The following is a 25,668-nucleotide window of genomic DNA, read 5'->3' on the forward strand; positions in this document are numbered from 1 at the left end:
CTGCCCCAACCCCTACGCCCCAAGGTGCCGCGGGGCGGCCTCGAAGAAGGGGGCCGGCGGATCGCGCGAGCCCTGAAGGTCCTCCTGCCAGGCTTCGCTTCGCTCGCATCTCAGATGAGGGGGATGGGCAAACCTATCGGTCGGACGGCGAATGATCTGAAAAGTATTCCACAAACGGCGAAGGCCGCCCCCGAGGGGCGGCCCTGCCGTCATCCGCATGTGTAAAGGAATCAGCCGCCGATGCGGCCGGCCAGCGAGGCGGACTGGGCGTGCTCGTTGGCGATGTAGGGCAGCGCCTCGTTGGCGAAGGTGCGGCCGGCGGCGCTGTCGCCGTTGCGGGCATAGCTGTCGTACAGAGCAAGCGTCCGGGCGTCCGAGCGGGCCTGCTGCTCGACATAGGTGCGATCGAACTCGCGGGCCGTGCGGGCGGCCTTCAGACGCTCCAGACGATTCTGGCCGTTCGGGCCGATGGCGACGCGGCGGCCGGGCTCGGCCGGGCTGTTGTCGATGAGGCCGACGCCGCCCAGGACGCCGCCGACGATGCCGGTGCCGATATTGGCCGCAATCGTGACCGGGGCGAGGACGAGGCCGACCGGGTTGTCGAGGCGGGTCTGGATCCCCTGGTTGTCCGGCACGACGCGGCCGGTGGCGCTCAGCGAGGTCCCCTCGGGCAGGAGGGCCTTGGTGGTGGCCTCACGCTCCGTCAGCACCCGATTGGCATAGCTGCGCACGCGCGGATTGCGGGAACGCTCGAGGGCGATGCGGCTGGCCTCGATGCTGGTGGCGTCCGAGCGCAGGGCCTCGGCGCGGAATTCCGGGGTCGAGGTAGCGGCAGATCCGATCGGCGCGTCCGTGCCGATGCGCAGCGGCAGGGCATCCTGCGCCAGGGCGGGCATGGCAAGGGCGGCGACGGACAGACCGAGTGCGGCCAGGACGGTCGTCTTCATGGCGGTGTCTTCCTTCGAAGATTGTTGTTCGATGGTCGTTTGCCGGCGCTCTCGAAGGAGCGTGGTCGCGCCGAGAACAGCCGTGAATCCTGCGCGTTCCGCATACGCACGAACCTGTGAACACAGGATCATCGGATCACAGGATCGGTAATGTCACGCTTCTATGTGCGTAAAAATTGTTGCTGATCAGTGATTTATTGGCGCTTGCGGGGAGACCGCGAAAACCGAACAATGTTGGATGCCGTCGTTCCGGTTGTTCTCGACTCCCATGAGAATTGCGTATGACGCATGGCTTGCATGGTCATTCGGCTCCGAGGTCGACGACGACGATCTCCGGAGGCATGCCGAGCCGAACGGGGGCGATACTCATGCCGAGGCCGCCCGAGACGATGAGATCGGCCTGCTCGCGCACATGCCCGTAGGCGAATCGCGCGCCGTATCGGGAGGGCACGATCGGGGACCAACCGAACAGGCGCATCTGCCCGCCGTGGGTATGACCCGAAAGAGTGAGCGCGATCCGCGGCGGCACCTGCGGAAAGATGTCGGGCTCGTGCGCCAGCAGGATTGCGGGCGCTCCGTCCGGTATCTGCGCCAGGGTCGCCGGAAGATCGTCGTGGCCGATGCGGGCATGTTTGAAGCGCTTGCGCCCAGGCAAGAGCGCCAGCTGATCGCCCAAACCCGCAAGCCAGACCGTGTGGCCGCGCACTAAGAGCGGCAACGCCTCGTTCTCCAGGACGCGGATGCCGTTCTGGGTCAGGGCGGTGCCCGCGATCGTCGGACCGCCACCGCGGCGTTGGGCCGTGCGATCCTCCCACCAATCGTGGTTGCCGAGGATCGCGTAGGTGCCGAGCGGCGCCGAGAGCCTCCCGAGGGCGGGCGCCCATTCGGCCGCATCCACGTAGCGGGTGACCAGATTCATGCCCGACACGTAATCGCCGAGCAGCACGATGACGTCGCCGCCGAGGGCGTTCGCCGTGGCGACGATCCCCTCGATCCGTGAGACCGGCATCCACGGCTCGCAGGCATGGAGATCGGCCAGGGCGACGATGCGGAGGGACAAACCCGAGGGCCAGGGGCCGAGCGGGCGCAGCCGGTAGCGCGTCACGACGAGACGCGCCGGTTCGATGCCGATTCCGTAGGCGGCGGTTCCGAGACCCGCGAGCGCGACGCCGCCGAGGCCGGTCAGCACCCTGCGCCGGGTGACGTGAACCGCCGCGCCGGTGAAGACGGCCGGGTCAGGCGTCCGGGTCGTCGTCACCGGCAAACAGACCGAACTGCGTGCTCGGGTCGCGCCGGGGTTCGGCAAAGCCCATGTGGCGGAAGGCATGCGGCGTCAGCACCCGCCCCCGCGGGGTCCGCTGCACGAAGCCCTTCTGGATCAGGTAGGGCTCGATGATGTCCTCGATGGCATCCCGCGGCTCCGAGAGCGCCGCCGCGATGGTTTCGATCCCCACCGGACCGCCACCGAACGAGGCGGCGATCAGGGTCAGGTACTTGCGATCCATCACGTCGAGGCCGACGGGATCGACGTCCAGCATCTGCAGGGCCCGGTCGGCGATCTCGCGGGTCACCGTCGGCGCGTCCTCGACGATGGCGAAGTCGCGCACCCGGCGCAGCAGGCGCCCGGCGATGCGCGGCGTGCCCCGCGCTCGCTTGGCGATCTCGTTGGCTCCCGCCTCCGACATGCCGAGGCCGAGCACCCGCGCCCCGCGGCGCACGATCAGCTCCAATTCATCGATCTCGTAGAATTCGAGCCGGATCGGGATGCCGAACCGGTCGCGCAACGGCGTCGTCAGCAGGCCGGCGCGGGTGGTGGCGCCGACGAGCGTGAACTTCGGCAACTCGATCTTGACGGAGCGGGCGGCCGGGCCCTCGCCGATGATGAGATCGAGCTGGTAATCCTCCATCGCCGGATAGAGGATCTCCTCCACCGCCGGGTTGAGGCGGTGGATTTCGTCGATGAAAAGCACGTCGCGCTCTTCGAGGTTGGTCAGCTGCGCGGCGAGGTCGCCGGCCTTGGCGATGACCGGCCCCGAAGTCGAGCGGAAGTTCACGCCGAGTTCGCGCGCGACGATCTGGGCGAGCGTGGTCTTGCCCAGCCCCGGCGGGCCGACGAACAGCACGTGGTCGAGGGCCTGACCCGTCTTCTTCGCGGCTTCGATGAAGATCTGCATGTTGGCGCGCGCCGCCCGCTGTCCGATGAACTCGGACAGGCTCAAGGGACGGATCGACTGGTCGACATCGTCCGGCCGGCGCTCCGGCGTCAGCAGGGTTTTCTCGGAAGGTCGGGCTTTGCTCACGGGGGTCTCGCGGGGCGGCCGGCCCCTGCGGTTTTGCACATCCCGCGCCCAGGCACCACCGCGGCGCGACCGCTCAGGAGCAGGCGCCCCGAATCGACGGAGCGTCTCGGCACAATCCGCTCCGGGACCGGGCAGGGAGATGGTAACCATCGCCGCGGACAATCGGCGCGTGACCCCGACGAGATCCGCGATGCCGCACGTTCCCTCCGCCCCGCGCGGCCCGTCCGCCCCGCGGGGTTCGTCCTGCGCGCCGCAAGGCCGCCGCCGCGCCCGCCTGCTCGGCAGCACCGGCGCCGCCCTGGCCCTGATCCTCGCCGCCCCGCTGCGGGCGGAGCCCGTCGCCGAACGCACGGATGCCCGGATCAATCTGCGCATCGAGCCGCGGGTCGAGGGCAAGGCCGAGGCGAAGCCGGAACTCAAGGCGGATTCCAAGGCGGAGACCCATGCGGACTTGAAGCCCGAGCCGAAAGCGGAACTGAAGCCGGACCCGAAGCCCACCACCGACAAGGCGGAAGTTGGAGCCGCCGAGGCCGCACCGACGCCCGCGAAGAAGGTGTCGCGGGAGCTACCGCCCACCGTCTATGCCCGCGTCTCGGAGGATCCGCTGCCGACCTACACGGCGCAGACCTTCATGGACACGATGCGCGCCGCCGAGCGCTACCAGATCTACGCCGAAGCGGGTGGCTGGAAGACGCTGCCGGGCGATTTCGCGCCGAAGCCCGGTGACAGCCACGCGGCAATCCCCTCATTGCGCCATCATCTGACGCTGACCGGCGATCTGCCCGCCGATGCCCCGCCCTCCGACCGCTACGACCCGCCGCTGGTGGCCGCGGTGAAGGCGTTCCAGGCCCGCCACGGCCTGCCGGATTCCGGCATCCTCGGGCGTTTGACCCTCAACGCGCTGAACGTGCCGGCCGATATCCGCCAGCGGCAGCTGCGAGCCTCGGCGCAGCGGCTGATGGGCTCGACCTTCCCGTTCGGCGAGCGCTACGTGGCGGTCAACATCCCCTCGGCCGCCGTCGAGGCAGTGGAGAATGGGAGCGTGACGCGCCGCTACGTCGCGGTGGTCGGCAAGACCGACAAGCAGACGCCCACCGTCGAGACCCGCATCACCGACGTGAACCTCAACCCGACCTGGACGCTGCCGATCTCGGTGATTAAGAACGAGATCATCCCGACGATGCGCAAGAATCCGGGCTATCTCGCCAAGAACCGCATCCGCATCCTTGGGCCGGGCGGCGTCGAGGTCGATCCGACGAAGATCGATTGGTCGACCGAGAAGGCCGCCAACTACACGCTGCGCCAGGATTCCGGACTGGATAATTCCCTCGGCCAAGTCCGGATCGACATGCCGAACCGCTACGCGGTCTACATGCACGACACCCCGTCGAAATCGCTGTTCGCGGGCTCGGGGCGGTTCCACTCGCATGGCTGCGTGCGGGTCGGGCAGGTGAAGGAATTCGCTGCTTGGCTGCTCCAGGGCACGGAAGGGCCGAACGGGCCGGGCTCGGTCTGGGGGCCGATCGAGATCGAGACCGGCATCGCCCTCGGGGAACGCCGGGACATCAAGCTGGTGAAGCCGACGCCGGTCGCCTTCGTCTACCTGACCGGCTACGCCACGTCGGACGGGCGGGTTCATTTCCGCGACGACATCTACGGGTTGGACACGCCCGCCGCGCCCGGTGCCGCGGTGCCCGACGTCGCTACCACCGGCTCGTTGTCGCCGCGCGCGACCCCGGTTCCGCGCAAGCCCGAGATCGCCGCACCGCGCCCCGCGCCTGTGACCGCCAAGCCGGAAACGGCGCGACCGGCCCCGTCACCCGCTTCGGCAGCGCCGGCCCCGGTCGGTTCCGCCCCGAAGCCGCAGGCGCGCCGGAGCGCGCCCCCGGTGGAGCGGGCGCCCACCGAGCCCGGATTGATGCCGCCGGGCCTCGTCGGAGGGCGGACCTGATCGACGCCTTTCGCGTCTGCGACGCGGCGTCCCGCCCACAGCGAAGCTGCCATGCGTGCCGGAACAATTGGCCTAAATCCTCATTCTGCCCGATAAGCGTCGGCGCCCTTCATTGCCGGACGCATTTTTGTAAGCAGTCTAAGGATTTTACCAATGGCTAAAGCCAAGATTCGCGTTGCCAGCGATCGGCTCAATACGCCGACCGACCTCAACCCCGAGGACGTGACGAAGATTTCCCACGGCCTGACCGTGCTGCTGTCCGATCTCTTCGCGCTCTACATCAAGACCAAGAACTTCCACTGGCACGTCAGCGGCCCGAATTTTCGGGACTACCACCTGCTCCTCGACGAGCAGTCTCAGCAGATTTTCGCGATCATCGATGCGGTCGGTGAGCGGGCCCGCAAGATCGGCGGCACCACCCTGCGTTCCCTCGGCCAGGCCGAGCAGCTCAAGCGCGTCACCGACAACAACGCCGAGTATGTCAGCCCGCTGGAGATGCTCAAGGAGCTGCGCGACGACAACAAGGCGCTGACCGCCAACATGCGCGAACTGCACAGCGTCACGGACGAGGCCAACGATGTCTCGACCACGAGCCTGCTGGAGGAGTGGATCGACCAGTCCGAGGAGCGGACGTGGTTCCTCTACGAGTCGACCCGCGAGGCGACCGAGAGCGGTCACTGAACGCTCAGTCGGCCTTCCTGTATCGTCCTCTTGGTAGCGCGGGGGATGCGCGCCAACCGGCAGGCAGAATCGTCGGATCGGGTTCGTTCAGAGCCCGGCCGGATGATCAGAGGATGGAAGGTGCCCGCTAGGCTGCGGTGCCGCAGGCCGTATTGGCCTAGCAGGTTCTAGCTGTCAGCCGACCCATACCGCCGTCGATTCGCAAGGATCGGCGGCTTTTTCGTCGAAAACGTCCGACAGGGTCATGCGAACGGACGAGCGGCCGGCGTCGGTCGGGACCTGTCGTCTCCAGGTTAAAGGCTCGGCACCGTCCGTCCGTCGTAACGGGTCCCGCACAATTGGATGTGGCCCAGTTCGCGTGCCGGCGAGCCCGTCAGGATCCACCGATCTCGCCCACCCGCAGCCTCACCTTGATGAGGCCCGGCTCGTCCGGCGCCGGATGCTCCTCGAATCCGAGATGCTGGCAGACCGCGCGCATGGCCTTGTTCTCGGAGAGAACGTCGCCCTCGACGCAGGCGATGCCCTCCGCACCGGCCCAGTCGATCATCATCCGCATCAGGGCGATGCCGAGCCCGGTGCCCTTGATGTCGGAGCGCACGAGGATCGCGAACTCGCCCGTATCGTGATTGGCGTTGGCATGCAGACGAACCGCCCCGAGCATGCGCCGGGATTCGTCCGCTCCCTCCTCCGTCGCCACGAAGGCGATGGCGCGCGAATAGTCGAGCTGGGTCAGCCGGGCGAGGAAGACGTGGCTAAAATCGCGCACGGGGGCGAAGAAGCGCAGGCGCACATCCTCCGGATCGACCTGTTCGAAGAAGGCGCGGAACATGTCCTCGTCCTCCGGTCGCACCGGGCGAACCAAGATGCGGCGATCACCCGCCATCATCCGCCGCTCCCACTCGGCCGGATAGGGGCGGATCGCGAAGCGCGGATGCCAGTTGCCGCGGCGGCGATCGGGTCCGGTCTCGACCTCGACCCGCACCCGCGCGTCGAGGGCGACGACGCCGTCGGCATCCGCGAGCAGGGGATTGATATCGAGCTCGCGCACCGCCGGCAGATCGGCGGCAAGCTGAGCCAGCTTGACGAGGGTCAGCGCGATGGCATCGGTGTCGGCCGCCGGGACATCGCGATAGGCGACGAGGCGACGGGCGACGCGGGTGCGGCCGATGAGTTCGCCCGCGAGGGCGAGGTCCAGGGGCGGCAGGGCAAGCGCCCGATCGTCGATGACCTCGACGGCCGTTCCGCCGCGCCCGAACACTACGACCGGACCGAAGACCGGATCCTCCGCGAGCCCGGCGATGAGCTCGCGTGCCTGGGCCCGGCGCACCGTCGGCTGCACGGCGAAACCGGCGATGCGCGCGTCGGGCCGCATCACCCGCACGCGGGCGATCATCGCGGCGGCGGCCTCGCGCACATCGGCCTCCGAGGTCAGGCCGAGCCGCACACCCCCGACCTCCGACTTATGCACCACGTCCGGCGAGACCAGCTTGAGCGCCACGGTGCTGCCGGCGGCGATGAGCGGCCACGCCGCCGCGGCCGCCCCATCGGGATCGGGGGCCAGGGTGCTCGGCACCGATTCGATGCGATAGGCGGCGAGCAGCGCCGCCACGGCGTTGGGATCGAGCCAGCTTCGACCCTCGGCAAGGGCTTGCTCCACCACGGCGCGGGCGGTCGCCACATCCGGGGAGAAGTCCCGCGGCAGTGAATCGGGCGTACGCATCAGGTCGTCCTGCGCCTCGCGATAGCGCACGAGATGCAGGAAGCCGTCGACCGCGTCGGCATCGGTGGCGAAGAGCGGGATCTTGGCCCTGCCGTAGATCGCGCGGATCTCCTCGTCCTCGCCGATCGAGACGGCGAAGACCGGTTTACGCCGCCCGGCCGCCCGCCCCATGGCGACCGTATCGGTCACGGCCTTGGCGACGTCGCGGGCGCCGGCCCGAGCGGTCGGAACGTGGATCGCCAGCAGGGCGTCGCTGCCCCGGTCCGCGAGGAGCGGTTCGAGGGCGCGGGCGAAATCGCGCGGCACCGCATCGATACCGAGATCGAGCGGGTTCGCTTGCCCGCCATGCCGCACCGGCTCCAGCGCGGCGAGGGTTTCGTCGGACGGCGCGCACAGGGCGCCGCCGCGATCGGCGAGACCGTCGGCGGCGAGCGCCCCGATGCCGCGCCCGTTCGAGACGATCATCAGGCGTTGCCCCGGAAACGGGCGCTGGCGCCCCAGCGTCTCGACCGCCGAGAACATGGCGTCGAGCCCGTCGACGGTGAGGATGCCGGCCCGGCGGAACGCGGCCTCGTAGACGGCGCCGGGCCGTGCCAGCGCGCCGGTATGGGTCTTGGGGGCGTGGTCGAGCCCGTCGTGTCGGCCCGTGCGCAGGACCACGACGGGCTTGGCCCGGGCGGCCGCGCGGGCGGCGCTCAGGAATTTCCGCGCATCGGCGACGTGGTGGAGGGACAGAATGATCGCCCGGGTGCGGTAGTCCTCGGCGAAATGGTCGAGACAATCGGCGACGTCGACATCGGCGGACCGCCCGAGGGTCATCACCGCCGAGAAGCCGACGCCGCGCCGGCCGGCCCATTCGGCGATGGCCGAGGCGACGGTGCCGGATTGCGAGATCAGAGCCAGGTCGCCGGGGGCCGGCGGGCGGGCCAGGAGGGTGGCGTTGAGGTGGTGTGCCGGGACGCTCAGACCCACGCTGTCCGGCCCGATCAGCCGCAACCCGTGGCGCCGGGCGGAGGCGCGGGCGGCGCCCAGCGGTGCCGCTTCGCCATGGCCGAGATGGGCCGAGAGCACCACCGCCGCCGCCGCACCCGCGCGGCCCGCCTCCTCGACGATGTCCGGCACCGCCCAGGGGGGCGTCGCGATCATCACGAGGTCGGGGGGCGTTGGCAGGTCGGCGATCCGGGAGACGCAAGCGAGCCCGTCGACGCTGGCCTCGCGGGGATGGACCGGAACGATCTCGCCCGAGAAACCGCCGGCCCGCAGGCCGTCGATGATGGCGCGGCCGACCGAGCCGGGCCGGTCTCCGGCGCCCACGACGGCGATCCGGCGCGGGGCGAGCAAGGCGCCGAATCGATAGGTGCTCATCGCTCGCCGGAAAGATGCCTCAGTCGGTCAGGCGTTACACCATCCGGCCGGGCCTGGGCACCGGGCCCGGCTCGTGACCTGCCAGCGTCAGACCGCGTGGCGGGGCGGCAGCACAAGGGTGTCATGGCGCTTGAACACTTTGGGCCAACGCTCGCGATCGGCCAGGGCGCGCGCCTCCTGCAAAGAGATTCCCCGCGCTTCGGCCAAGTCCGACAGGCTCATCCATGCGTTTTGCATCGACACGCAACCCTGAATATTTGTTATGCGGGAGGCTATCCATGGCCGACCTAACGGCACCTGAATGGCGTGAGCCCGGTGAGGGGCGGTTCCCGGCACCGTTAACCGCGAGCAAAAGGAATCGTTCGTGGCCCCCTTCGCGACCCGCCAAGCCATCGTCGAGGCCATGCGCAGCCTTCTCAGCCTCGGTCTCAGCCAGGGCACGTCCGGCAACGTTTCGGTCCGCTGGGGCGATGGGTTGCTCGTGACCCCATCCGGCATCCCGGCCGAGCAGTTGAGCCCCGATGACCTCGTCGAGATGGATATGGACGGGCATTACGATCACCCGCTCGCCCCCTCCTCCGAATGGCGCTTTCACCGCGACATCCTCGCGGCCCGGCCGGAGATCGGCGCGGTGGTGCATGCTCACCCACCCTACGCCACGGCCTTCGCGATCTGCGGGCGCGAGATTCCGGCGGTGCATTACATGATCGCCATGGCGGGCGGGCCGAACATTCGCTGTGCCCCCTACGCGCCCTACGGCACCCAGGCTCTCTCGGAACACGCGCTCCGGGCCCTCGACCGACGCAGCGCCTGCCTGCTCGCCAACCATGGCATGATCGCCACCGGGCCGAACCTCGCCAAGGCCCTGTGGCTCGCCGTCGAGGTCGAGGCTCTGTGTCGCCAATACGCTCTGGCGTTGCAGGTCGGCACCCCGGTGGTGCTTCCGGATGCCGAAGTCACCGAGACCGTCGAGCGCTTCAAATCCTACGGACCGCGCGACAAGGCGGGCCATTAGCGCGTCGCCGACAACGAAGCGCGAGCAGGACCGGCGGTGCGAGGGCAATTTCTGACGCACCGAATCCGCTTACGGAAACTGTTTCCGCCGACGCATGCATCATGACACCCATAGCGGTCGCGGCCGTGAGGCTTGTCAGACTACCTCAGGTAGTTTGACTTACCCGATGCGTCCCTGGCCACCACGCGGTGAAACACGGCTCCCCTTTGCTCCGGAAAGCACCGTCGCGAGACATCCCCCGCGTTGGACACCGCCTCGGGATAAGCTTCGCTTCGTCCGAACCGCCGGATCCGCCGGAGCGCGACCGAATCCAGTGTCATGCCGCCCGACGTTGGCCGCGCTGGACGAGGCTGCGTCGCGAACGCTGATCGCTCCACTCGGCCAGGCGTCCGAGCCATGCCGGGCGCTCCACAGCTGAGCTGTTCGCGACGCAACGCAGCGCCCCCAAAACCGATACGCCAGTTCTTGCCCAGCTGGGGCGCATCATCTTTGTTTCTCCGACGATGCCTCCTCGCGCCGAGATCCGCTCGCGATCCGCTTCTTCGTACCGAGCTGGCCAGATTACAACTGTTGTAAACTAAGTGGCCATTCTCTGAGGCTTGTCAGAGAGACCGTAGATTGTGCGGATGGGCACGCTGCACTCGGTTTGTAACAAATGATAGAAATCGGTCTTGCGCATTTTCCAGCGTAGCGTTAAATCCCTCTCGGTTCACTGTAGTGACTTCGCTTCGGTCTCAGGTCGTTTCGTCATGATGACGGCGGCCAGTGACTGTCTTCGTCCGTATCGTAGGAGGTTGTTTAGAATGTCTCTCGAAGAAGCCGTTGGCGAGGGTTACATTCCACTGACCGTCGACATCGTTTCGGCGTTCGTTGGGCATAATTCCCTGGCAGCCGGGGAGCTTCCCGGACTGATCGCTGCGGTCCACGGCACGCTCTCCGGCCTGACCAGCCGCGCCGCCGAGCCGAAGGTGCAGCCACTGACTCCGGCCGTGCCGATCAAGCGCTCGATCCAGCCCGACTTCCTCGTCTGCCTGGAGGACGGCAAGAAGTTCAAATCGCTGAAGCGCCACCTGCGCACGCGCTACAATCTCTCGCCGGACGAGTATCGCGCCCGCTGGAACCTGCCCGACGACTACCCGATGGTTGCGCCGAGCTACGCGCAGACCCGGTCCGAATTGGCCCGGACCATGGGGCTCGGCCAGCAGCGCCGCAAATGGCCGGCGAAGAACAAGCCGGAAGCCGTGGCCGCGGTCTGAGCCGCGCCCGCGGGGATTGTCCACAGGGGATCGGGCTGCGCGCAGCCCGCCCCCACGCACCTGCCCGACCCGTTAGAGGTCGGGCAACGCCTGCCTGGAACAGTCGCGACCCCAGCCGGTATCTCCGGCCCTCGAGGAGTTGCAATGTCCGGCCGGTCGCCCACCGCCGTTCGCCTATTCTGGACGTTCGTCGCCGGCTCGACGGTTGCCTTCTGGTACGGGCCTCCCGCCCTCGCTGCGACCGGCGCGGCCTCGCTCGCGATCCTGCTGCATCGCCTGGACCGCCCAAGGCGGTTTCGCGCCTTCGTGCGCCGTGTCAGCCAGCGTCATGCCGAGACCCTGGCTCTGCGCCGGCGCCAGGAATGCTTCGTCGACGCTTACGGCAACACCATCGAGGATGGTTGGCTCCGGGAGCGTGAATACTTCATCGAGCGCACCCTTCTTCCGCAGATCGAGACCCGCGGCTTCGCCGAGGATGCCGAAACCCGCTACGAGGTGATGGCCGAGATCGTCGAGCGCGTCGCCCGCCGATACGCCCTTCCCGACGATGATGGCAGCCCCGAGGACGGCATCGCCTACGAACGATTCTGTGCCCGTTTGCTGCAAGAATCGGGATGGCGCGCACGCCCGACGCAGGCGAGCGGTGATCAGGGCTGCGATGTGATCGCCGAGCGCGACGGACTGCGCCTCGTGGTCCAGTGCAAGCGCTACGGTCGCCCGGTGGGCAACGCCGCGGTGCAGGAAATTGCCGCCGCCGCTCTGCACTGGTCCGCCGATAGGGCGGCGGTGGTCTCGAATGCCGGGTTCACACCGGCTGCTCGCAAGCTCGCTGGCACGACGGGTGTGCTCCTGCTCCATCACGACGACCTCCCCGATCTCGCGACGCAGCTCCCGCGGGAGGGCCGGCGCCTCCTGCCCGTCGGTGGACGGTGAGGCGCTACTCGGCGGGGATGGGCCGCGCGGATGGCCGCGGGGCCGCCTTGCGGCGCACCGAGACGCGGGCGGCCCGCTTGCGCCACCAGATCACGACGCCGGTCACTGAGAGCATCGCCACCACGAGCCCCATCAGCGAGATCAGGATGCGTCCGGGCAGGCCGAGGATGCGGCCGGAATGGACCGGGAACTGCGCCTGCACGAAGAGGTCGGCGGCGGTGCCGATCCAGGGCTGACGGTCGCCGATCACCTTGGCGTCGGCCCCGTCGAAATAGACCGCCGCCGGTCCGACGCCGGCGGCACCGTGATCGTCGCCGGGCTGGAAGTAGCGCGCGGTGTAGAAGCCCTGGAACGGATTGTAGGCCAGCGCTCCGACCGGCTCGGACCAGCCCCGACGCTGCCCCTCCGCCTGGGCCGCCTCGAGAATGTCGGCGAACGAGGCGCTCGGTTCGATCGGCTTCAGCGGCGAAACCATCGGTCGGGTAAAGGAGGGGTCCGGCGTCACCCGCGAGATGCTCGACATCAGCGGCAGGAACACCTCGCGATAGAGGTTGAGCGAGAATGCCGTGAAGGCGAGCAGGAACAGCAGGGCGAAGGTCCACAGGCTCGCGGCCCGATGAAGATCGAAGTTGATCCGGTAGGCGCTGCCGGAGGTCTTGACCTTCCAGGCGGGCTTCCACCGCTTCCACCAATCCCGGCCGGATGGGCGAGGGCTCGCCGCACGGTCCGGTTTGGCGGCCTTGCGCACCGGCAGCGTCAGATAGAAGCCGACGAAACCATCGATCGTCCAGACGATGGCGACGATTCCCATCAGCCAGACGCCCCAGCGGTCCTCGCCCCACATCGCGGGCAGATGCAGGGAGAAATGCAGCTTGTACAGGAACGAGATCAGGGTCTCACGGGTGATCGGCCAAGCCTGGCCCCATTCCCGCCGGCCGATCTCGGCGCCGCTCACCGGATCGAGGAAGACCTGATTGTAGCCCAGGACGGCCAATTGACCGGTCGCGGGATCGACCCGCGGCATCACGAACAGATCCAGCGCCTCGCCCGGTTCGGCCGCGGTGTTGAAGTAGACCACCCTCGCTCTCGTTTCCCGCGCCTCGAACTGCCGGACAAGGTCGAGCGAGGAAATCGCGGTCCCACGGCTCGCGACTTCGTGGAGATGCGGATTCAGCCAATCGTCGAGTTCGTGGTCCCACGAGATCACCGCGCCGGTGAGGCCCGCGACGAAAAGAAAGGCCGCCACCGTCAGGCCGGCCCATCGGTGAAGCAGGACGAAAACCGAACGCGCCATCGATCCCCGAAATCCGATCCTAACAGGACCTTCTGTCAACCATGTGCCCCTGTCCCGGGCACCTCCCCTGAACGAAGGAGTTGCAGAAGCCTTGCTCCCTCGTCCACACGTTGGACGAATCGGGAGCGCCGAGATTTAGCGTGGCTGACGCCGTCACGGAAGCCGGTTCGGGATCAGCGTCCGATTCGATCGTCCGTGAAGATCCAGTAAAGGCCGGGCACGGGTGCAGCCAGTGACTTAACACCCCCTTAAACCCGCCGCATTTAGGCTGCCGAACGGAGGCGGAACCGATGCGCTGCGAGGCGCGACGGCGGCCGAGATGGAACGGAAGCGGGTAGCGGTCCTGCGGGATTGCCGGCCCCACATGGATCGCATGGCGAAGACAGCCGGACGCAGACCGCGCAGCGAACCGAGCTTCGACATCCCGGAGGGGAGCGATCCCGCACGCCTCGATGTGCGCCTGTCGCGCGGGGACCGCTCGGCGGGCGGCGCGGCACAGCGAGGCGGCGCGAAGGCGGCGCCCCGCGGGGCCTCACGGAAACGCGCCTCGGGCGGCGGCGGCAAGCCACCCCGGCGGCGGCGATCCTGGCTCGGCCGAATCGTTCACGGCGTCGTCGTGCTCGGCATCTGGGGCGTGATCGCACTGGCCGGCCTCATCGCCTACCACGCCTCGCAGCTTCCCCCGATCGACCAGTTGGCGGTGCCGAAGCGCCCGCCCAACATCGCGATCCTGGCGAGCGACGGCTCCCTGCTCGCCAATCGCGGCGAGACCGGTGGGCGCGTCGTCTCGATCAAGGAATTGCCGCCCTACCTGCCGCGCGCCTTCGTGGCGATCGAGGACCGGCGTTTCTACGACCATTTCGGCGTCGATCCGGTCGGCATCGCCCGCGCCGTCGCCCAGAATCTGACCCGGCGCGGCCTCGCGCAGGGCGGCTCGACGCTGACCCAGCAACTCGCCAAGAACCTGTTCCTCACGCCGGAGCGGTCGGCCTCGCGAAAGATCCAGGAGGCGATCCTCGCACTGTGGCTGGAGCACAAATACACGAAGGACGAGATCCTCGAACTCTATCTCAACCGGGTCTATTTCGGTGCCGGCGCCTACGGCGTCGAGGCGGCGGCGCAGCGCTATTTCGGCAAGCCTGCCAAGAACGTGACGCTGGCGGAGGCCGCCATGCTCGGCGGACTCGTCCAGGCACCCTCGCGGCTCGCCCCGAACCGCAACCTCAAGGCGGCGCAGGCGCGGGCGGCCCATGTCCTCGCCGCGATGGAGGATCTCGGTTTCGCGAAGGCCCCCGACGTGAAGGTGGCCCTGGCCCAGCCGGCGCGGCCCGCCTCCACCCGGGGCGGCGGATCGCCGAACTACGTTGCCGACCTCGTCATGGACGTCCTCGACGACTTCCTTCCGAAATTCGACGACGACATCGTCGTCTCCACCACGGTGGATGCCGGCCTCCAAAGCGTGGGCGAGCGTGCGCTGACCGACGAGCTGAACGCCAAGGGCGCTCGCTACAACGTTGCGCAGGGCGCGCTCGTCTCGATGCGGCCGGACGGCGCGATCCGCGCGCTGATCGGCGGCCGCGACTATGCCCAGAGCCAGTTCAACCGCGCCACGACCGCCAAGCGGCAGCCCGGCTCGTCGTTCAAGCCCTTCGTCTACTTGGCGGCGATCGAGCGCGGGCTGACGCCCGACACCGTGCGCGACGACGCGCCGATCCGTATCGGCAACTGGGCGCCGGAGAACTATTCCCACAGCTATAGCGGCGCGGTGACCCTGCGGGAGGCGCTGGCGCAATCCCTCAACACCGTCGCCGTCCGTCTCGGCCAGGAAGTCGGCCCGAAGGCGGTGGTGCAGACCGCACAGCGCCTCGGCATCGCCTCGCCGCTCCAAGCCAACGGGTCGATCGCGCTCGGCACCTCGGAAGTCACGCCGCTGGAAATGGTCGGCGCCTATTGCGCCTTCGCCAATGGCGGCACCGGCGTGATTCCCTACGTCATCGCCAGCATCAAGTCGGCGAACGGCAAGATGCTGTACAAGCGTGGCGAAGGCGGCCTCGGCCGGGTCATCGATCCCAACGCCGTCGGCATGATGAACGCCATGATGCACGACGTCTTCGCCATCGGCACGGCCAAGAAAGCCGACATCCCGGGCTGGGAACTCGCCGGCAAGACCGGCACCAGCCAGGATTTCCGCGATGCGTGGTTCATCGGTTACTCGGCCACTCTCGTGACCGGTGTCTGGCTCGGCAACGATGACGGCGAGCCGACCAAGAAGGCCTCCGGCGGCAGCCTGCCTGCCGAGATCTGGAAGACCTACATGACGACGGCGCTGAAGGCCGACAAGCCGGTGGGGCTGCCCGGTCTCAATCGCTGGCGCGCCCGGCCTCAGGTGGCGAATGCGGGCGAGCGCGAGGGCGGTCCCGGCGGGCTGATCGGCGTCCTCCTCGGAGAGCCGGACCGCACCGCTTCCGTGCCGCCGCCGCCGCGTTCCGTGCCCGGCGGTCGTGGGCAGGGTCCGAGCCAGGACGATCGCAACTTCCTCGAGAAGCTGTTCGGGCTCGGCGAGTAGGCGCTGATCGTCCAAAACTTCCCGGTTGGGCGGGACATTCATCCCCGTACCACGCCATCGCGGGGTTCGGTTCGCGGGGGCGCGGTGGCTTGCCACATTCGCGCCATGTTGCGGGCATGAGCCTTGGATGAGACGGGAGCGCGCCGCCGCCTCCCAGCTCGTGAAGGAGCCCCCGTGTCCTCCCCCTTGCCCGACCGTCGTGCCGCTGGCCCCTGGGCCGGTGCGTACAGGCCGGGCGTGCCCCTCGCCGGACGCCGGAGCCGCCCCTGATGCTGCCGCACCATCGCTGGTTCTGGTTCCTGATCCTGCTCGCCACCGGCGGGGCGGGTCTCCTCTACAACGTGATCTTCGCGGGGGGCGCGAGCCCGGCGGCGGGCTTCACCTACGGCCTCTGCGTCGGCATCGCCGCCCTGGCCTTCGATCGCGGGGTGCTGCTCGCGGGTTTGCAGGCGCGCATCCGCCGCCTCCCCGCCGGGTTCTACGTGGTGGCGGCCGAGCTGTCCTACGTGGCGATGATCGTGGCCGGCAACGCGCTCGGCGGTCTCGTCGTCTGGCTGCTCGGGCTTACCCAGGATCCGCTGGTGGAGGCGGTGCGCACGACCCCGCGGGTGCTCGCCTACGCGCTGGCCGTCTCGGCGCTTCTCGTCTTCGTCATCCGCATGCGCGACCTCATCGGCGGCGAGGTCTTCATCAACTTCCTCGTCGGCCGCTATCACCGCCCGGTGGAGGAGGAGCGCATCTTCCTGTTCCTCGACGTCGTCGGCTCCACCGCCTTCGCCGAGACCCACGGTGACCTGCGGGCACAGGAATATCTCAGCGCGGTCTTCGCCACCCTCGCCGAACCGGTGCGCCGCTTCCACGGGTCGGTCGACGATTACATCGGCGACCTCGCCATGATCACGTGGCCGATGGAGCGGGGGCTGAAGGACGCGCGCTGCGTCGCCTGCCTGTTCGCCGTGCGCGACCGCATCGAAGCCGACGCCGCCGCCTGGGAGGCCCGCTTCGGCACCGTGCCGCGGCTGCGCGCGGGGCTCCATGGCGGCCCGGTGGTGACGGCGGAAGTCGGGGTCGACCGGCACAAGATCGCCTATTTCGGGGATGCCGTGAACGTCGTCGCCCGAACCGAATCCCTATGTCGCCCCCTCGGCGTCGACACGCTGATCTCCGAGGATCTGCTCGCGCGGCTGCCGCGCCTGCCCAAAGACATCACCGCACGCGGTCTCGGCAGCCATGCCCTGAGGGGGCGAGGCCGGCGCCTCTCGGTCGCGACCCTGGAACGGGCGGTTGCCCTGCCCACTCAAGACACGCGCGCCCTCGCCCGGCCCCGCGAGGCCGCCGGCTGAACGAGCCACTTCGGCCGGTCGATCGATCGATCGGTCGAGGCCGGATCGTTCGGAATGGCGGCCAGGCGCGGCGATCCGATCTCCCACCGGCCGAAATCCCTTTCGACCGATACGGCGAGTACCTCAGGCCGCCCCTACCATTCCCATTCGGCGCCGACCCCCACCGCCGTCCGCCCATCGCTCCCGGCCTCGCCGTTGAGCTTGATCCGGCGGGTGACGTCGTAGTTGATCGTCGCGGCAGTGTCGGCGGGCTTGGCACCGGCCTTCACGCCGACGCTGATGCGGTCGTTGATGTAGCGCGAGGCGCCGACCGCCGGTCCGCCGCTCGCCCCCGTCGAGACATCGAGACTGTCGAGCCCCAGGCTCTTTCGGGCGGATTCGAACACGTCCGGCCCGCCCGCACCGCCGGAGAGCTGCGCCACGGCCTGGGCCAGTTGCAGAGCCTGGAACGGCGAGAGGCCGCCCGCCGCCTTCTTGAACAGGATGCGCGAGAGCACCTCGTCCTGAGGCAGGCTCGGATCCGAGGAGAGGGCGAAGACCGGCTGTGAGGCCGGGCCGTTCACCGCGACGCGGGCGGTGACGTCGCCGGCCTTGGTCTCGGCGATGAAGTCCAGATCGGGTTGCGCGAGATCGCCCGCAAAGGTGATCCGGCCGCGAGTGAAGTCGAGCCGCTGGCCGATCAGGCTCAGGCGTCCGCGACGCATCTCGAAATCGCCGTTGGCGCGCGGAGCGCGGGAGGAGCCGGTGACGCGCAGTTCGCCGCCGAGTTCGGCGTCGATGCCGCGTCCGCGGACGAAGATGCGGTTCGGCGCATTCACGGTCACGTCCAGGCTGGCATCGAAGGGCGCGGTCGTCTTCTTGCGGCTGAGGGCCGCGATCTGTGCCTTGCGCTCGCCGCGCTGCGCGAGGCGCTCACGCACCGCCGGCGGGGTGTTGACGTGCCGGATGCCGGGCAGAGGCTGCACGGTGGCGGGAAGGCGATCGGGCACGGACACGTCGATCGAGACGACGTCGACCCGTCCCGAGATCTTCGGTGTCCGGGCGAGCGGGCCGGACAGCGCGAGGTTGAGGCTCGTCACCGCCGTCATCAGGGGGCTCGACACCAGTTCGGCCCGGTCTGCCGTGATCCGGAGCGCGCCGGGGAAGCCGGAGGCGGGTTCGACCGCGACCCGGCCGTCGATGGCGATGCGCCCGCCATTGCGGGTGGCGGCGGTGAGCCGCTCGATCTGGATCGCGTCGCCGCGACCGGTGATGCGGCCTTGAATGTCGGTGAGGCGGATGCCGTTCAGTGGATCGGTCAGGCTGCCGCCCGACAAGGTCGCCGAACCCTCGACACGGGGCGCCGCGAGGGAGCCGGTGACGCCCGCATCCAAGGCCACACGGCCAGCCACGCGCTGGCCGCCGGTGCTGAGAAGAGAATTCGCGAGGGCAGCGTCGAGGGTGCCGCGCGCCTTCAGATTGAGTGCGCCGCCCGCCTCCACGGGGATCGCGCCGGCCACGGTGACCTCGGCGCCACGGCCGGCGGAGATGCGCCCGTCGATGCTGGCAGCGCCGTCGGACAGCGTCCCGCTCGCCCGCGCATCGATCGGTGGCAGGCCGGCCCTGCGGGTCTCCGGCGTCACGAGCTTCGCGACGCTGAGGGCGTAGCGGCCCTCGGGGCGGGAAGCGGTGCCCTGCAGATCCGCCTCACCGTCCACCGTGCCGGACAACGCTAGGCTCGGGGAGGCGATGCGGGCGAGCGCGAGTGGAAGGGCGCGAATGCCGAATTTGAGATCGAGGGATTCGCCGGCCCGTCCCTGGACACTGACCCGGCCGGAGCCGGCGGCGATCACAAGATTCTCGATCAGCGCCGAGCCGTCGTCGAGGGTGATCGCGGCGGGACCGGCCAAAGCAAGGCGGTCGCTGCCGCGCTGGGCCGAGAAGCGGACGATCTCGATGCGGGTGCGCTCCGCCGGAAGAAGCCGGGCCGCGCCGTCGAGGGCGAAGCCGCGGGCCTGGGCGGTGAGGACGAGGTCGCTTGCCTGGCTCGTGCCCGTGGCGGTGAGCCGCACCGTGTCGATCGTCTGCCCAGCGGCAACGACCCGGTCGAGGCTCGCCCGGCCGTCGAGGGCGGGATGCGCCCGCAGATCGCGTCCGACCAGATCGGCATCGAGCTTCGCGAGGCCGAAATGGTCGTAGCGGAGATGCGCGCCGGTCGCCCGGATCGTGGCGTCCTGCCTTCCGCCGTCGCGGGTCAGCGTCACCGCGGCATCGAGCGACCCGCCCATCTGCCCGAGCGCCAGCGCCGAGAGATCGGCGAGGTCGCCCGCTCGGACGGTCAGGGCGCCCTCACTGAGCAGGGAGCGGGGATCCACCACCGCGCGGCCGTCGATGGCCACCGAGCCGAGGGCGAAGGCAAGACGGTCGAGGGCGTAATCGGTCTTCGAGGGGCGCGCGATATGCGCGTCGGCCTTGAGCGCCTTGCCGGCGACATCGCCGGTGAGCCGCAGGGTGCCGTCGAGGGCGCCGGTCAGATCGGAGAGCGTCGCGTCGAGCCGGAGGTCCCGGATCGGCTTTCCGTCCGCGCGGGCATCGGGGGCACGGAGCGCGGCGGTGAGGTCGGGTTTCCGCAGCGAGCCGGTGAGACGGGCATCGGCGCTCGCGGCGCCGGCCAAACGCTCATCGAAGGCCGAGAGGTCTTTGAGGTCGAGGCGGCCGGTCACGTCGGCGCTTCGCGCGGTCGCCTGCCCCTGGAGCGTGGCGACGAGTTCCGCGCCCTCGAACAGCAGGCGGTCGAAGCCGTATCCGTCGTAGGTCTGAAAGACACGGCCCCTGAGGGTGGGCGTCCGTCCGACCAGGCGGTCCGCGATCTCGTGGCCGAGCACCAAGCCACCGCCGCGCAGGTCGAGATCGGCAGCGAGCGCCTTGCGGGCCGGATCGCCGCTCACCGTCGCCTTCGCCTCGAGATGTCCGGCCAGCGTCCGGCCGGCGACGCCGGAGAAGGCACCGATATCGGCAAGCGCCACCTGCAGCGTGCCCGCCAGCGTGTTCTGCCCGACCCTGCCGACATAGGAGAGGCGAGCGGTGTCGGCGTCGAGGGTGAGGTCGGCGACATCCACGACCCCGTCCGATCCCGCATCCGCCCGCAGCGTGAGCTTCGCCCGCTCGCCAACGGCCCGGCGCAGGGCCGGATCGGCCAGGGAGAGACCCTCCATGGTGCCGTCGGCGCGGATCGCAAAGCGACGGGCTGCGGCGGTGCCGTTCGGCTCGACGAAGAGCAGGGCCTCGACGCGGTCGAGGGACGACGCGCTGGTACGCAGGCCCGATGCCTGCAGGGCCCCCTTCACCTGCGGCGCGGCGAGCGGCCCCTTCAGGCTGCCGTCGAAGATCAGCGTCCGCAACTCGGTCTCGGCCGCCTTGGTCACGCCGTCCTCGGTCGGCAATGCCCGAGCCTCGACGCGAAAATCGGCGACGCGGTCGGCGCCGAGACTGCCCCCGATGCCGAGGCGGGCGGTACGCGAGGTCAGATCCAGCCGGTCGATGCGGAAGGCGCCGGAATCGGAGAACGCCATGCCGCCGTCGAGCTTGGTCGTCCCGGAGAAGATCGCGGCCAGGGGGCCCGGCACGAGGCCCTCGATCCGTGAGGCGAGGTCGAGGCTCAGCCGCCGATCCGTGCCGATGCGCGAAAGCCGGGCTCCGCCCTTGGCACCGATGTCGGGGCCGGCGTCAAAGTCGAGCCTTGCATTGAAGGCGTCGAGCGTGCCGCGCCCTTCGAGGTTGAAGACGATGGGCGGCGTTCCGGGAAGGTTCGCCGCCTTGGACAGGAGCCCGCCTTCGGGTTCCGTCAGCGCCGCCTTCACTTCCAGCTTCTCGCCCTTCGGCACGAACAGGAGCCGGGCATCGAACAGGCCGGCGGCGTCGAGGCGCCGGGCCACCACGGCGAGGTCGAGGCCCTCGGACGGGTTACCGAGCTTGACCTTGCCATCGGCCGAGAGCCGCGCGGGCTGCCCGGCGATGCCCTCGCCGAGAAGCAGTTCGGCGAGTTTGAACGCTTTGATCTCCACCTTGACCGGGAGATCGGGCAGCAGGGAGCCGTCCGGCGGCTCGGCCTCGGCGGGCGGCGGACCGGACACCGGCTTGCGCAGGATTTCGAGCCGACCGATTTCGAGGCTATCCACCTCCAGCCGTCCCGACAAAAGGGCGAGGCGGCGCCATGCGAGGCGGGCGCGGTCGAGCTTCAGCCAGGGACCGTCGGCATCGCTGATAACGACATCGCGGATGGTCGCATCCGAGGACAGAGCGCCGTCGACGGCGCCGATCGAGACCTGGGAAGCGTCGCTCGACAGGGCCTTCGAGAGGATGCCGCCCAGGACGGTCTTCTCACCGTCGGCAGCGCGCAGGAAATCGGTTGGCGTCAGGGCGGCGGCAAGGAGCAGGACCAGCGCGGCGAGTGCCGCGAAGGCCCCTCGTTCCTTTCCGCCGAGGCTTCTGCTCGCGCCGCGGGCACCCTCCCCCGCAAATTGGGAAGAGTTCTGGCCGCATGCCCTGCCAAGAAATCCCATTCAGAAAGCCTGTCCGAGACTGATGTACAGGGCGACCGGACGCTCGTGGTATCCCTTGATCCGGTCGAGCGGGAAGGCGACGTCCACGCGGATCGGGCCGATGCCGGTATAGTACCGGAGCCCGAGGCCGACCGCCTTGCGGATACGCTCATCAAAATCCGGCAGGGTCGAGGCGAAGGCGGTCCCGGCATCGAAGAACGGGACGATGCCGATGGTATCGGTCACCTTGATGCGCGCTTCGATCGAGGCTTCCAACAGGCTGCGTCCACCGATCGGCAGGTTGAACGGTCCGCGTGGCCCCAGGGTGCGGAAGGCGAAGCCGCGCACCGAGCCGCCACCGCCCGCGAAGAAGCGGAAATTGTCGGGGATCTCGTCGAGGCGGGCGCCGGAGACCGAGCCGAAGCCGAGGCGTCCGGCCAGAATGTAATTCGCGTCCTCGTCGAGCGCGTAATAGGTCGAGCCCTGCGCCTTCGCGACGAAGATGCCCGGATCCGAGCCGAGGAAGCCTGGATAGGGCGCGGCCGAGGCTTGGAAGCGGAAACCCTGCGTCGGGTCGAGCAAATTGTCGGTCGAATCGTAGGTGACCGAGACCGGCACGCCGATGAGCCGGTAATTCACAGTGCCGAGCGCGTCCTTCGAGCGGCCGACCTGCCCGTCGACCCCGATCTGCGCCGAGAACGTGTCGGAGAAGCGATGGCGGACGGCCACCGAGGCGCCCGCGGCATCGACGAAGTAGCTCTGCTGGACTTCGCGGGTCACGAAGGCATTGGCGAGCAGGTCGTTGCGGCTGCCCCAGAGTGCCGGCTTGACGAACGTCGCCGAGAGGCGCCCGCCCAGACCCGTGGTGTCGATGCCGGCCGCCTTGCGCTGTTGGGCGAACGGATCGTAGCCGAGGCCGAGATAATAGATATCGGCGTCGAGCCTCAGGGTCTCCGCGCCGCCGAAGAGGTTGCGGTTGGCGTAATAGGCGCGGATTCCCGGCCCATCGACGGTGGAGTACCGGGCCGAGACCCCGATGAGATTGCGCTCGCGCTCGCTGACCTCGACGAAGATCGGCAGATTGCCTTGCGGGTCGAGACTTTCGCCCTCACGCACGCGGATCGCGCCGAGCCCCTCGATGCGAGCGACCGAACGCCGGATGTCGGCCACGGCCTTCGGCGAGTAGGGATCGCCCGGTTCGGTATAGATGAAGGAGCGGATGACGGAGGGGTCGATCCCCTCCGGCGCGCTCACGGCCACCTCGCCGAGGCCCGCCTTCGGTCCCGGATCGATGGTGAAGGTCACGTCCATGACGTGGGCGGCGTCGTCCACCACCGGATCGCGGGAGACCGCCTTGGCGAAGGGATGGCCCAGCGCCCGGAAGCGGTCGACGATCCTGGCCTCGCGGGCCAGCACGGTGGCCGAGCGAGCCGGCACGTCGTCGCCGGGGCGAACGAAGCGCTCGGGCAGCAGTTCGGCCGGGAAGGGCCGCCCCCGTGGGTCGAGGGCGCGCACGGATCGTACGGTGTAGGCGGGGCCGAGGTCGACAGCGATCTTGACCGGCACCAATGCTCGGGCGCGCGAGCCCTCCGCGGCGCGGGCGGCGGCGGCCAACGAGGCATCGCCCGTCACCGGGACGCCGTCGATCCGGATCGAGACGGTGCCCTGATAATAGCCGTATCCGGATAGGACGTCGGTGAGCCGCCGCAGGTCCGCTTCGGCCCGACGCACCAAGCCTTCCCCGTCCGGCGGAGCTTCCTGACGCAGACGGTACAGGGTCGAGGTGTCCTGCAGGGCGGTCAGGACATCGGAATCGTCGGTCCCGGTGATGCGCACGCTGTAGGGCAGAGCCGACGGTGTCGGTGTGGGGGGCTCCTCTTCCGAGCCGAACAGGCCGAACAGATCAAACGCGGCGGCGGGCTGCGGCAAGCCTGCCGCCATCACGGCCGAGAGGAAGACGCCACCGATGACGGGTGAACGCAGCGAGCCATACTTCCGGACGGTCATACGATCGGGTGGGTCCGTGCTCACTGGCCGAAGGCGATGCCTCCATTCAAGCATCGAAGGGTAAACTACCTGTCGACGCCAGCCAGGGCTACCCGGTCACGCCGACCGTGCCGCTGCCTCAAGCAATGGTGAGCGCGCGGTCCACCTTGTCCCCTACTCGTCGTCCTCGATCAGGGTGATCTGGGGCGGCAGCGGCAGGGTGATCGTGCAGCGCAGTCCGGTCCGCTCGTAGGCGAGGTCAGTTTCGGCCTTCAACTCGTAGCGCAGGCTTCGCTCCAGCACCTCCGAGCCGAACCCGCGCCGCGGCGGCTCCGCCGACAGGTTCTCCAGGCCGCTCTCGGTCCAGACGAAGGTGAGCCGCCCGCCCGGTGCGGGTGGAACCACCGACCATGAGATGGCGATGCGCCCCTGGGGCAGCATCAGGGCCCCGTGCTCGATGGCGTTGACGGTCAACTCGTGGATCGCCAGCGCGACGATCTCGGCGGCACCGGCGCGTAGGCGCAGGTTAGGCCCGGAGATGACGACTTGATCGCCTTCGCGGGCCAGATGCGCCTGCAACTCGTCGGCAATCAGCGTGTGCAGGGCCACGCCTTCGGCCACGCTGCGCATCAGCGCTCCGAGGACGCGGGCAATGGCGTCGAGCCGTCCATCGAGATGGGCCGCATAGGTCTCGACGCTGTCCGAGGTCTCGGCCGAGCGCCGGATGATGGCGCGCAGCATCGCCAAGGTGTTGCGCACCTGATGGCGCTGCTCGGCGGGCAGCCCCTTCTCGTCGAGAAAACGGCGCAGACGCCGGTTCTCGGCCTCGAGTTCCGCGATGCGGGCCTCAGGAGTGTCGTGATTCATCGCTTTGCCATCCACCTCGCCCGCATGTGGCTGGCGCTCCACCGCTGTTTCAACTGTCGCCGATTGCCGATGCGGACCTGTCGCGCTCGAAATGCAGGTAGGATGGATCGAAGAGGGATGCAGAGCACAAGGCCGGAAAATCCGGGATCGTGAGCTGGCGTCCGCGCAGGCGGATCAATCCGGCGGCCCGCAATTCCTTGAGGGTGCGGTTGATATGCACGGTCGAGAGACCCATCGCATCGCCGAGATCGGCCTGAGTGATCGGGAACTCGCAGCTCGTGCCGTTGGTCAGGCCGACGGCATCGAGGCGCATGAACAGCTCGCAGAACAGATGTCCGAGCCGCTCCGTCGCAAGACGCTGTCCGAGGCTGACGGTCCACTCGCGCTGGATGGCGGCTGAGACAAGCATCTCCCACCAGAAAGCCTCCTCGATCTTGCGGCTCTCCGCAGTGATCTCGCGGATCGACGGTTCCGATACCTCGGCGATCAGGCAGGATGTCAGAGTCCCCAACGAATGATCCATGTTCTTCAAGACGAAGACATGCGGATCGCACATGTCTCCGGGCAAGAAGATCGAGATCACCTGTCGCCGACCGTCCTCCAATTGCTTGTAACGGCAAGCCCAGCCTTCGAGAATCAAATTCACGTGTCGAGGCTGATCGCCATCGCGCACCACGTCCTCACGTGGGCCTAATCGGCGCGTGTTCTGGACGACACGATCCAGCGCCTGCCTTTCCTCCGAGGAAAGACGGACGAAATTCTCCAGCTTGCGGACGAGAGGATTGACCACGGAGCTTCCTTACGAATTCGCGGTGACCTTGCCCCCTGTTTGCCCCCGTTCATAACCAGAGTCCGTTCTGGTTCTGGTCCTGTTTGGACCGGGTTGCAAACGCGTTCGGGGTGAGCCCACCGAGGCTCGTGTGA

General features: G+C 68.8%; 17 protein-coding genes. 7 read left to right on the forward strand and 10 right to left on the reverse strand.

What is annotated here, in order from left to right; all coding sequences use genetic code 11:
- Window positions 1–230: 230 nt before the first annotated feature.
- The 3 genes from MFF26_RS17840 to ruvB form a co-directional block, all read right to left on the reverse strand.
- Complete coding sequence (locus MFF26_RS17840) at window positions 231–947, reverse strand: DUF4142 domain-containing protein (protein ID WP_137827200.1); 717 nt, start codon at window positions 945–947, stop codon at window positions 231–233.
- Between the two features lie 301 nt (window positions 948–1,248).
- On the reverse strand, window positions 1,249–2,205 hold the full coding sequence (locus MFF26_RS17845) for a metallophosphoesterase (protein ID WP_238308269.1): 957 nt from the start codon (window positions 2,203–2,205) through the stop codon (window positions 1,249–1,251).
- Window positions 2,183–3,247, reverse strand: coding sequence for a Holliday junction branch migration DNA helicase RuvB (ruvB, locus tag MFF26_RS17850; protein ID WP_137827202.1), 1,065 nt, complete (start codon window positions 3,245–3,247; stop codon window positions 2,183–2,185). The genes MFF26_RS17845 and ruvB overlap by 23 nt, the downstream gene beginning before the upstream one ends.
- A 190-nt stretch (window positions 3,248–3,437) precedes the next feature.
- Between ruvB and MFF26_RS17855 the strand changes: the two genes are divergently transcribed.
- Both MFF26_RS17855 and MFF26_RS17860 read left to right on the forward strand, forming a co-directional pair.
- The gene (locus MFF26_RS17855; protein ID WP_137827203.1) at window positions 3,438–5,198 is read left to right on the forward strand and encodes a L,D-transpeptidase family protein; all 1,761 of its coding nucleotides are present in this window, start codon (window positions 3,438–3,440) and stop codon (window positions 5,196–5,198) included.
- A gap of 153 nt (window positions 5,199–5,351) precedes the next feature.
- Complete coding sequence (locus tag MFF26_RS17860; RefSeq protein WP_137827204.1) at window positions 5,352–5,879, forward strand: Dps family protein; 528 nt, start codon at window positions 5,352–5,354, stop codon at window positions 5,877–5,879.
- A gap of 373 nt (window positions 5,880–6,252) precedes the next feature.
- Here MFF26_RS17860 and MFF26_RS17865 read toward each other — a convergent pair whose 3' ends face one another.
- A complete protein-coding gene (locus MFF26_RS17865; protein ID WP_238308270.1) occupies window positions 6,253–8,964 on the reverse strand; it encodes a bifunctional acetate--CoA ligase family protein/GNAT family N-acetyltransferase in 2,712 nt (903 codons plus the stop codon).
- Window positions 8,965–9,051: 87 nt separating this feature from the next.
- A complete protein-coding gene (locus MFF26_RS26495; RefSeq protein ID WP_281405151.1) occupies window positions 9,052–9,186 on the reverse strand; it encodes a hypothetical protein in 135 nt (44 codons plus the stop codon).
- Window positions 9,187–9,328: 142 nt separating this feature from the next.
- Between MFF26_RS26495 and MFF26_RS17870 the strand changes: the two genes are divergently transcribed.
- From MFF26_RS17870 to MFF26_RS17880, 3 genes are all read left to right on the forward strand, one after another.
- Window positions 9,329–9,979, forward strand: coding sequence for a class II aldolase/adducin family protein (locus MFF26_RS17870; protein ID WP_137827206.1), 651 nt, complete (start codon window positions 9,329–9,331; stop codon window positions 9,977–9,979).
- 803 nt (window positions 9,980–10,782) lie between these two features.
- Window positions 10,783–11,235 carry a Ros/MucR family transcriptional regulator gene (locus MFF26_RS17875; protein WP_238308271.1) on the forward strand — a complete coding sequence of 151 codons (453 nt, stop codon included), beginning with the start codon at window positions 10,783–10,785 and terminating at the stop codon, window positions 11,233–11,235.
- A 144-nt stretch (window positions 11,236–11,379) separates the two neighbouring features.
- Window positions 11,380–12,168: a restriction endonuclease gene (locus MFF26_RS17880; RefSeq protein ID WP_137827208.1), complete on the forward strand. Its 789-nt coding sequence runs from the start codon at window positions 11,380–11,382 to the stop codon at window positions 12,166–12,168.
- 4 nt (window positions 12,169–12,172) lie between these two features.
- Here MFF26_RS17880 and MFF26_RS17885 read toward each other — a convergent pair whose 3' ends face one another.
- Window positions 12,173–13,462 carry a PepSY-associated TM helix domain-containing protein gene (locus MFF26_RS17885; protein ID WP_137827209.1) on the reverse strand — a complete coding sequence of 430 codons (1,290 nt, stop codon included), beginning with the start codon at window positions 13,460–13,462 and terminating at the stop codon, window positions 12,173–12,175.
- 373 nt (window positions 13,463–13,835) lie between these two features.
- On the opposite strand from MFF26_RS17885, the gene MFF26_RS17890 reads away from it, so the two are divergent.
- Window positions 13,836–16,028: a transglycosylase domain-containing protein gene (locus MFF26_RS17890; protein WP_238308272.1), complete on the forward strand. Its 2,193-nt coding sequence runs from the start codon at window positions 13,836–13,838 to the stop codon at window positions 16,026–16,028.
- A 269-nt stretch (window positions 16,029–16,297) separates the two neighbouring features.
- On the forward strand, window positions 16,298–17,371 hold the full coding sequence (locus MFF26_RS17895) for an adenylate/guanylate cyclase domain-containing protein (protein ID WP_137827211.1): 1,074 nt from the start codon (window positions 16,298–16,300) through the stop codon (window positions 17,369–17,371).
- Window positions 17,372–17,505: 134 nt separating this feature from the next.
- Here MFF26_RS17895 and MFF26_RS17900 read toward each other — a convergent pair whose 3' ends face one another.
- The 4 genes from MFF26_RS17900 to MFF26_RS17915 all read right to left on the reverse strand — a co-directional run bounded on the left by MFF26_RS17900 (window position 17,506) and on the right by MFF26_RS17915 (window position 25,534).
- Window positions 17,506–21,912, reverse strand: a complete 4,407-nt coding sequence (locus MFF26_RS17900; protein WP_137827212.1) for a translocation/assembly module TamB domain-containing protein — start codon at window positions 21,910–21,912, stop codon at window positions 17,506–17,508.
- Window positions 21,913–23,898: an autotransporter assembly complex protein TamA gene (locus MFF26_RS17905; protein ID WP_137827213.1), complete on the reverse strand. Its 1,986-nt coding sequence runs from the start codon at window positions 23,896–23,898 to the stop codon at window positions 21,913–21,915.
- A gap of 153 nt (window positions 23,899–24,051) precedes the next feature.
- Window positions 24,052–24,744, reverse strand: coding sequence for an HWE histidine kinase domain-containing protein (locus MFF26_RS17910; protein WP_137827214.1), 693 nt, complete (start codon window positions 24,742–24,744; stop codon window positions 24,052–24,054).
- Window positions 24,745–24,793: 49 nt separating this feature from the next.
- Complete coding sequence (locus tag MFF26_RS17915) at window positions 24,794–25,534, reverse strand: Crp/Fnr family transcriptional regulator (protein ID WP_137827215.1); 741 nt, start codon at window positions 25,532–25,534, stop codon at window positions 24,794–24,796.
- Window positions 25,535–25,668: the final 134 nt, after the last annotated feature.

This window comes from Methylorubrum suomiense (assembly GCF_022179765.1).
GTDB classification, from domain to species: Bacteria; Pseudomonadota; Alphaproteobacteria; order Rhizobiales; family Beijerinckiaceae; genus Methylobacterium; species Methylobacterium suomiense.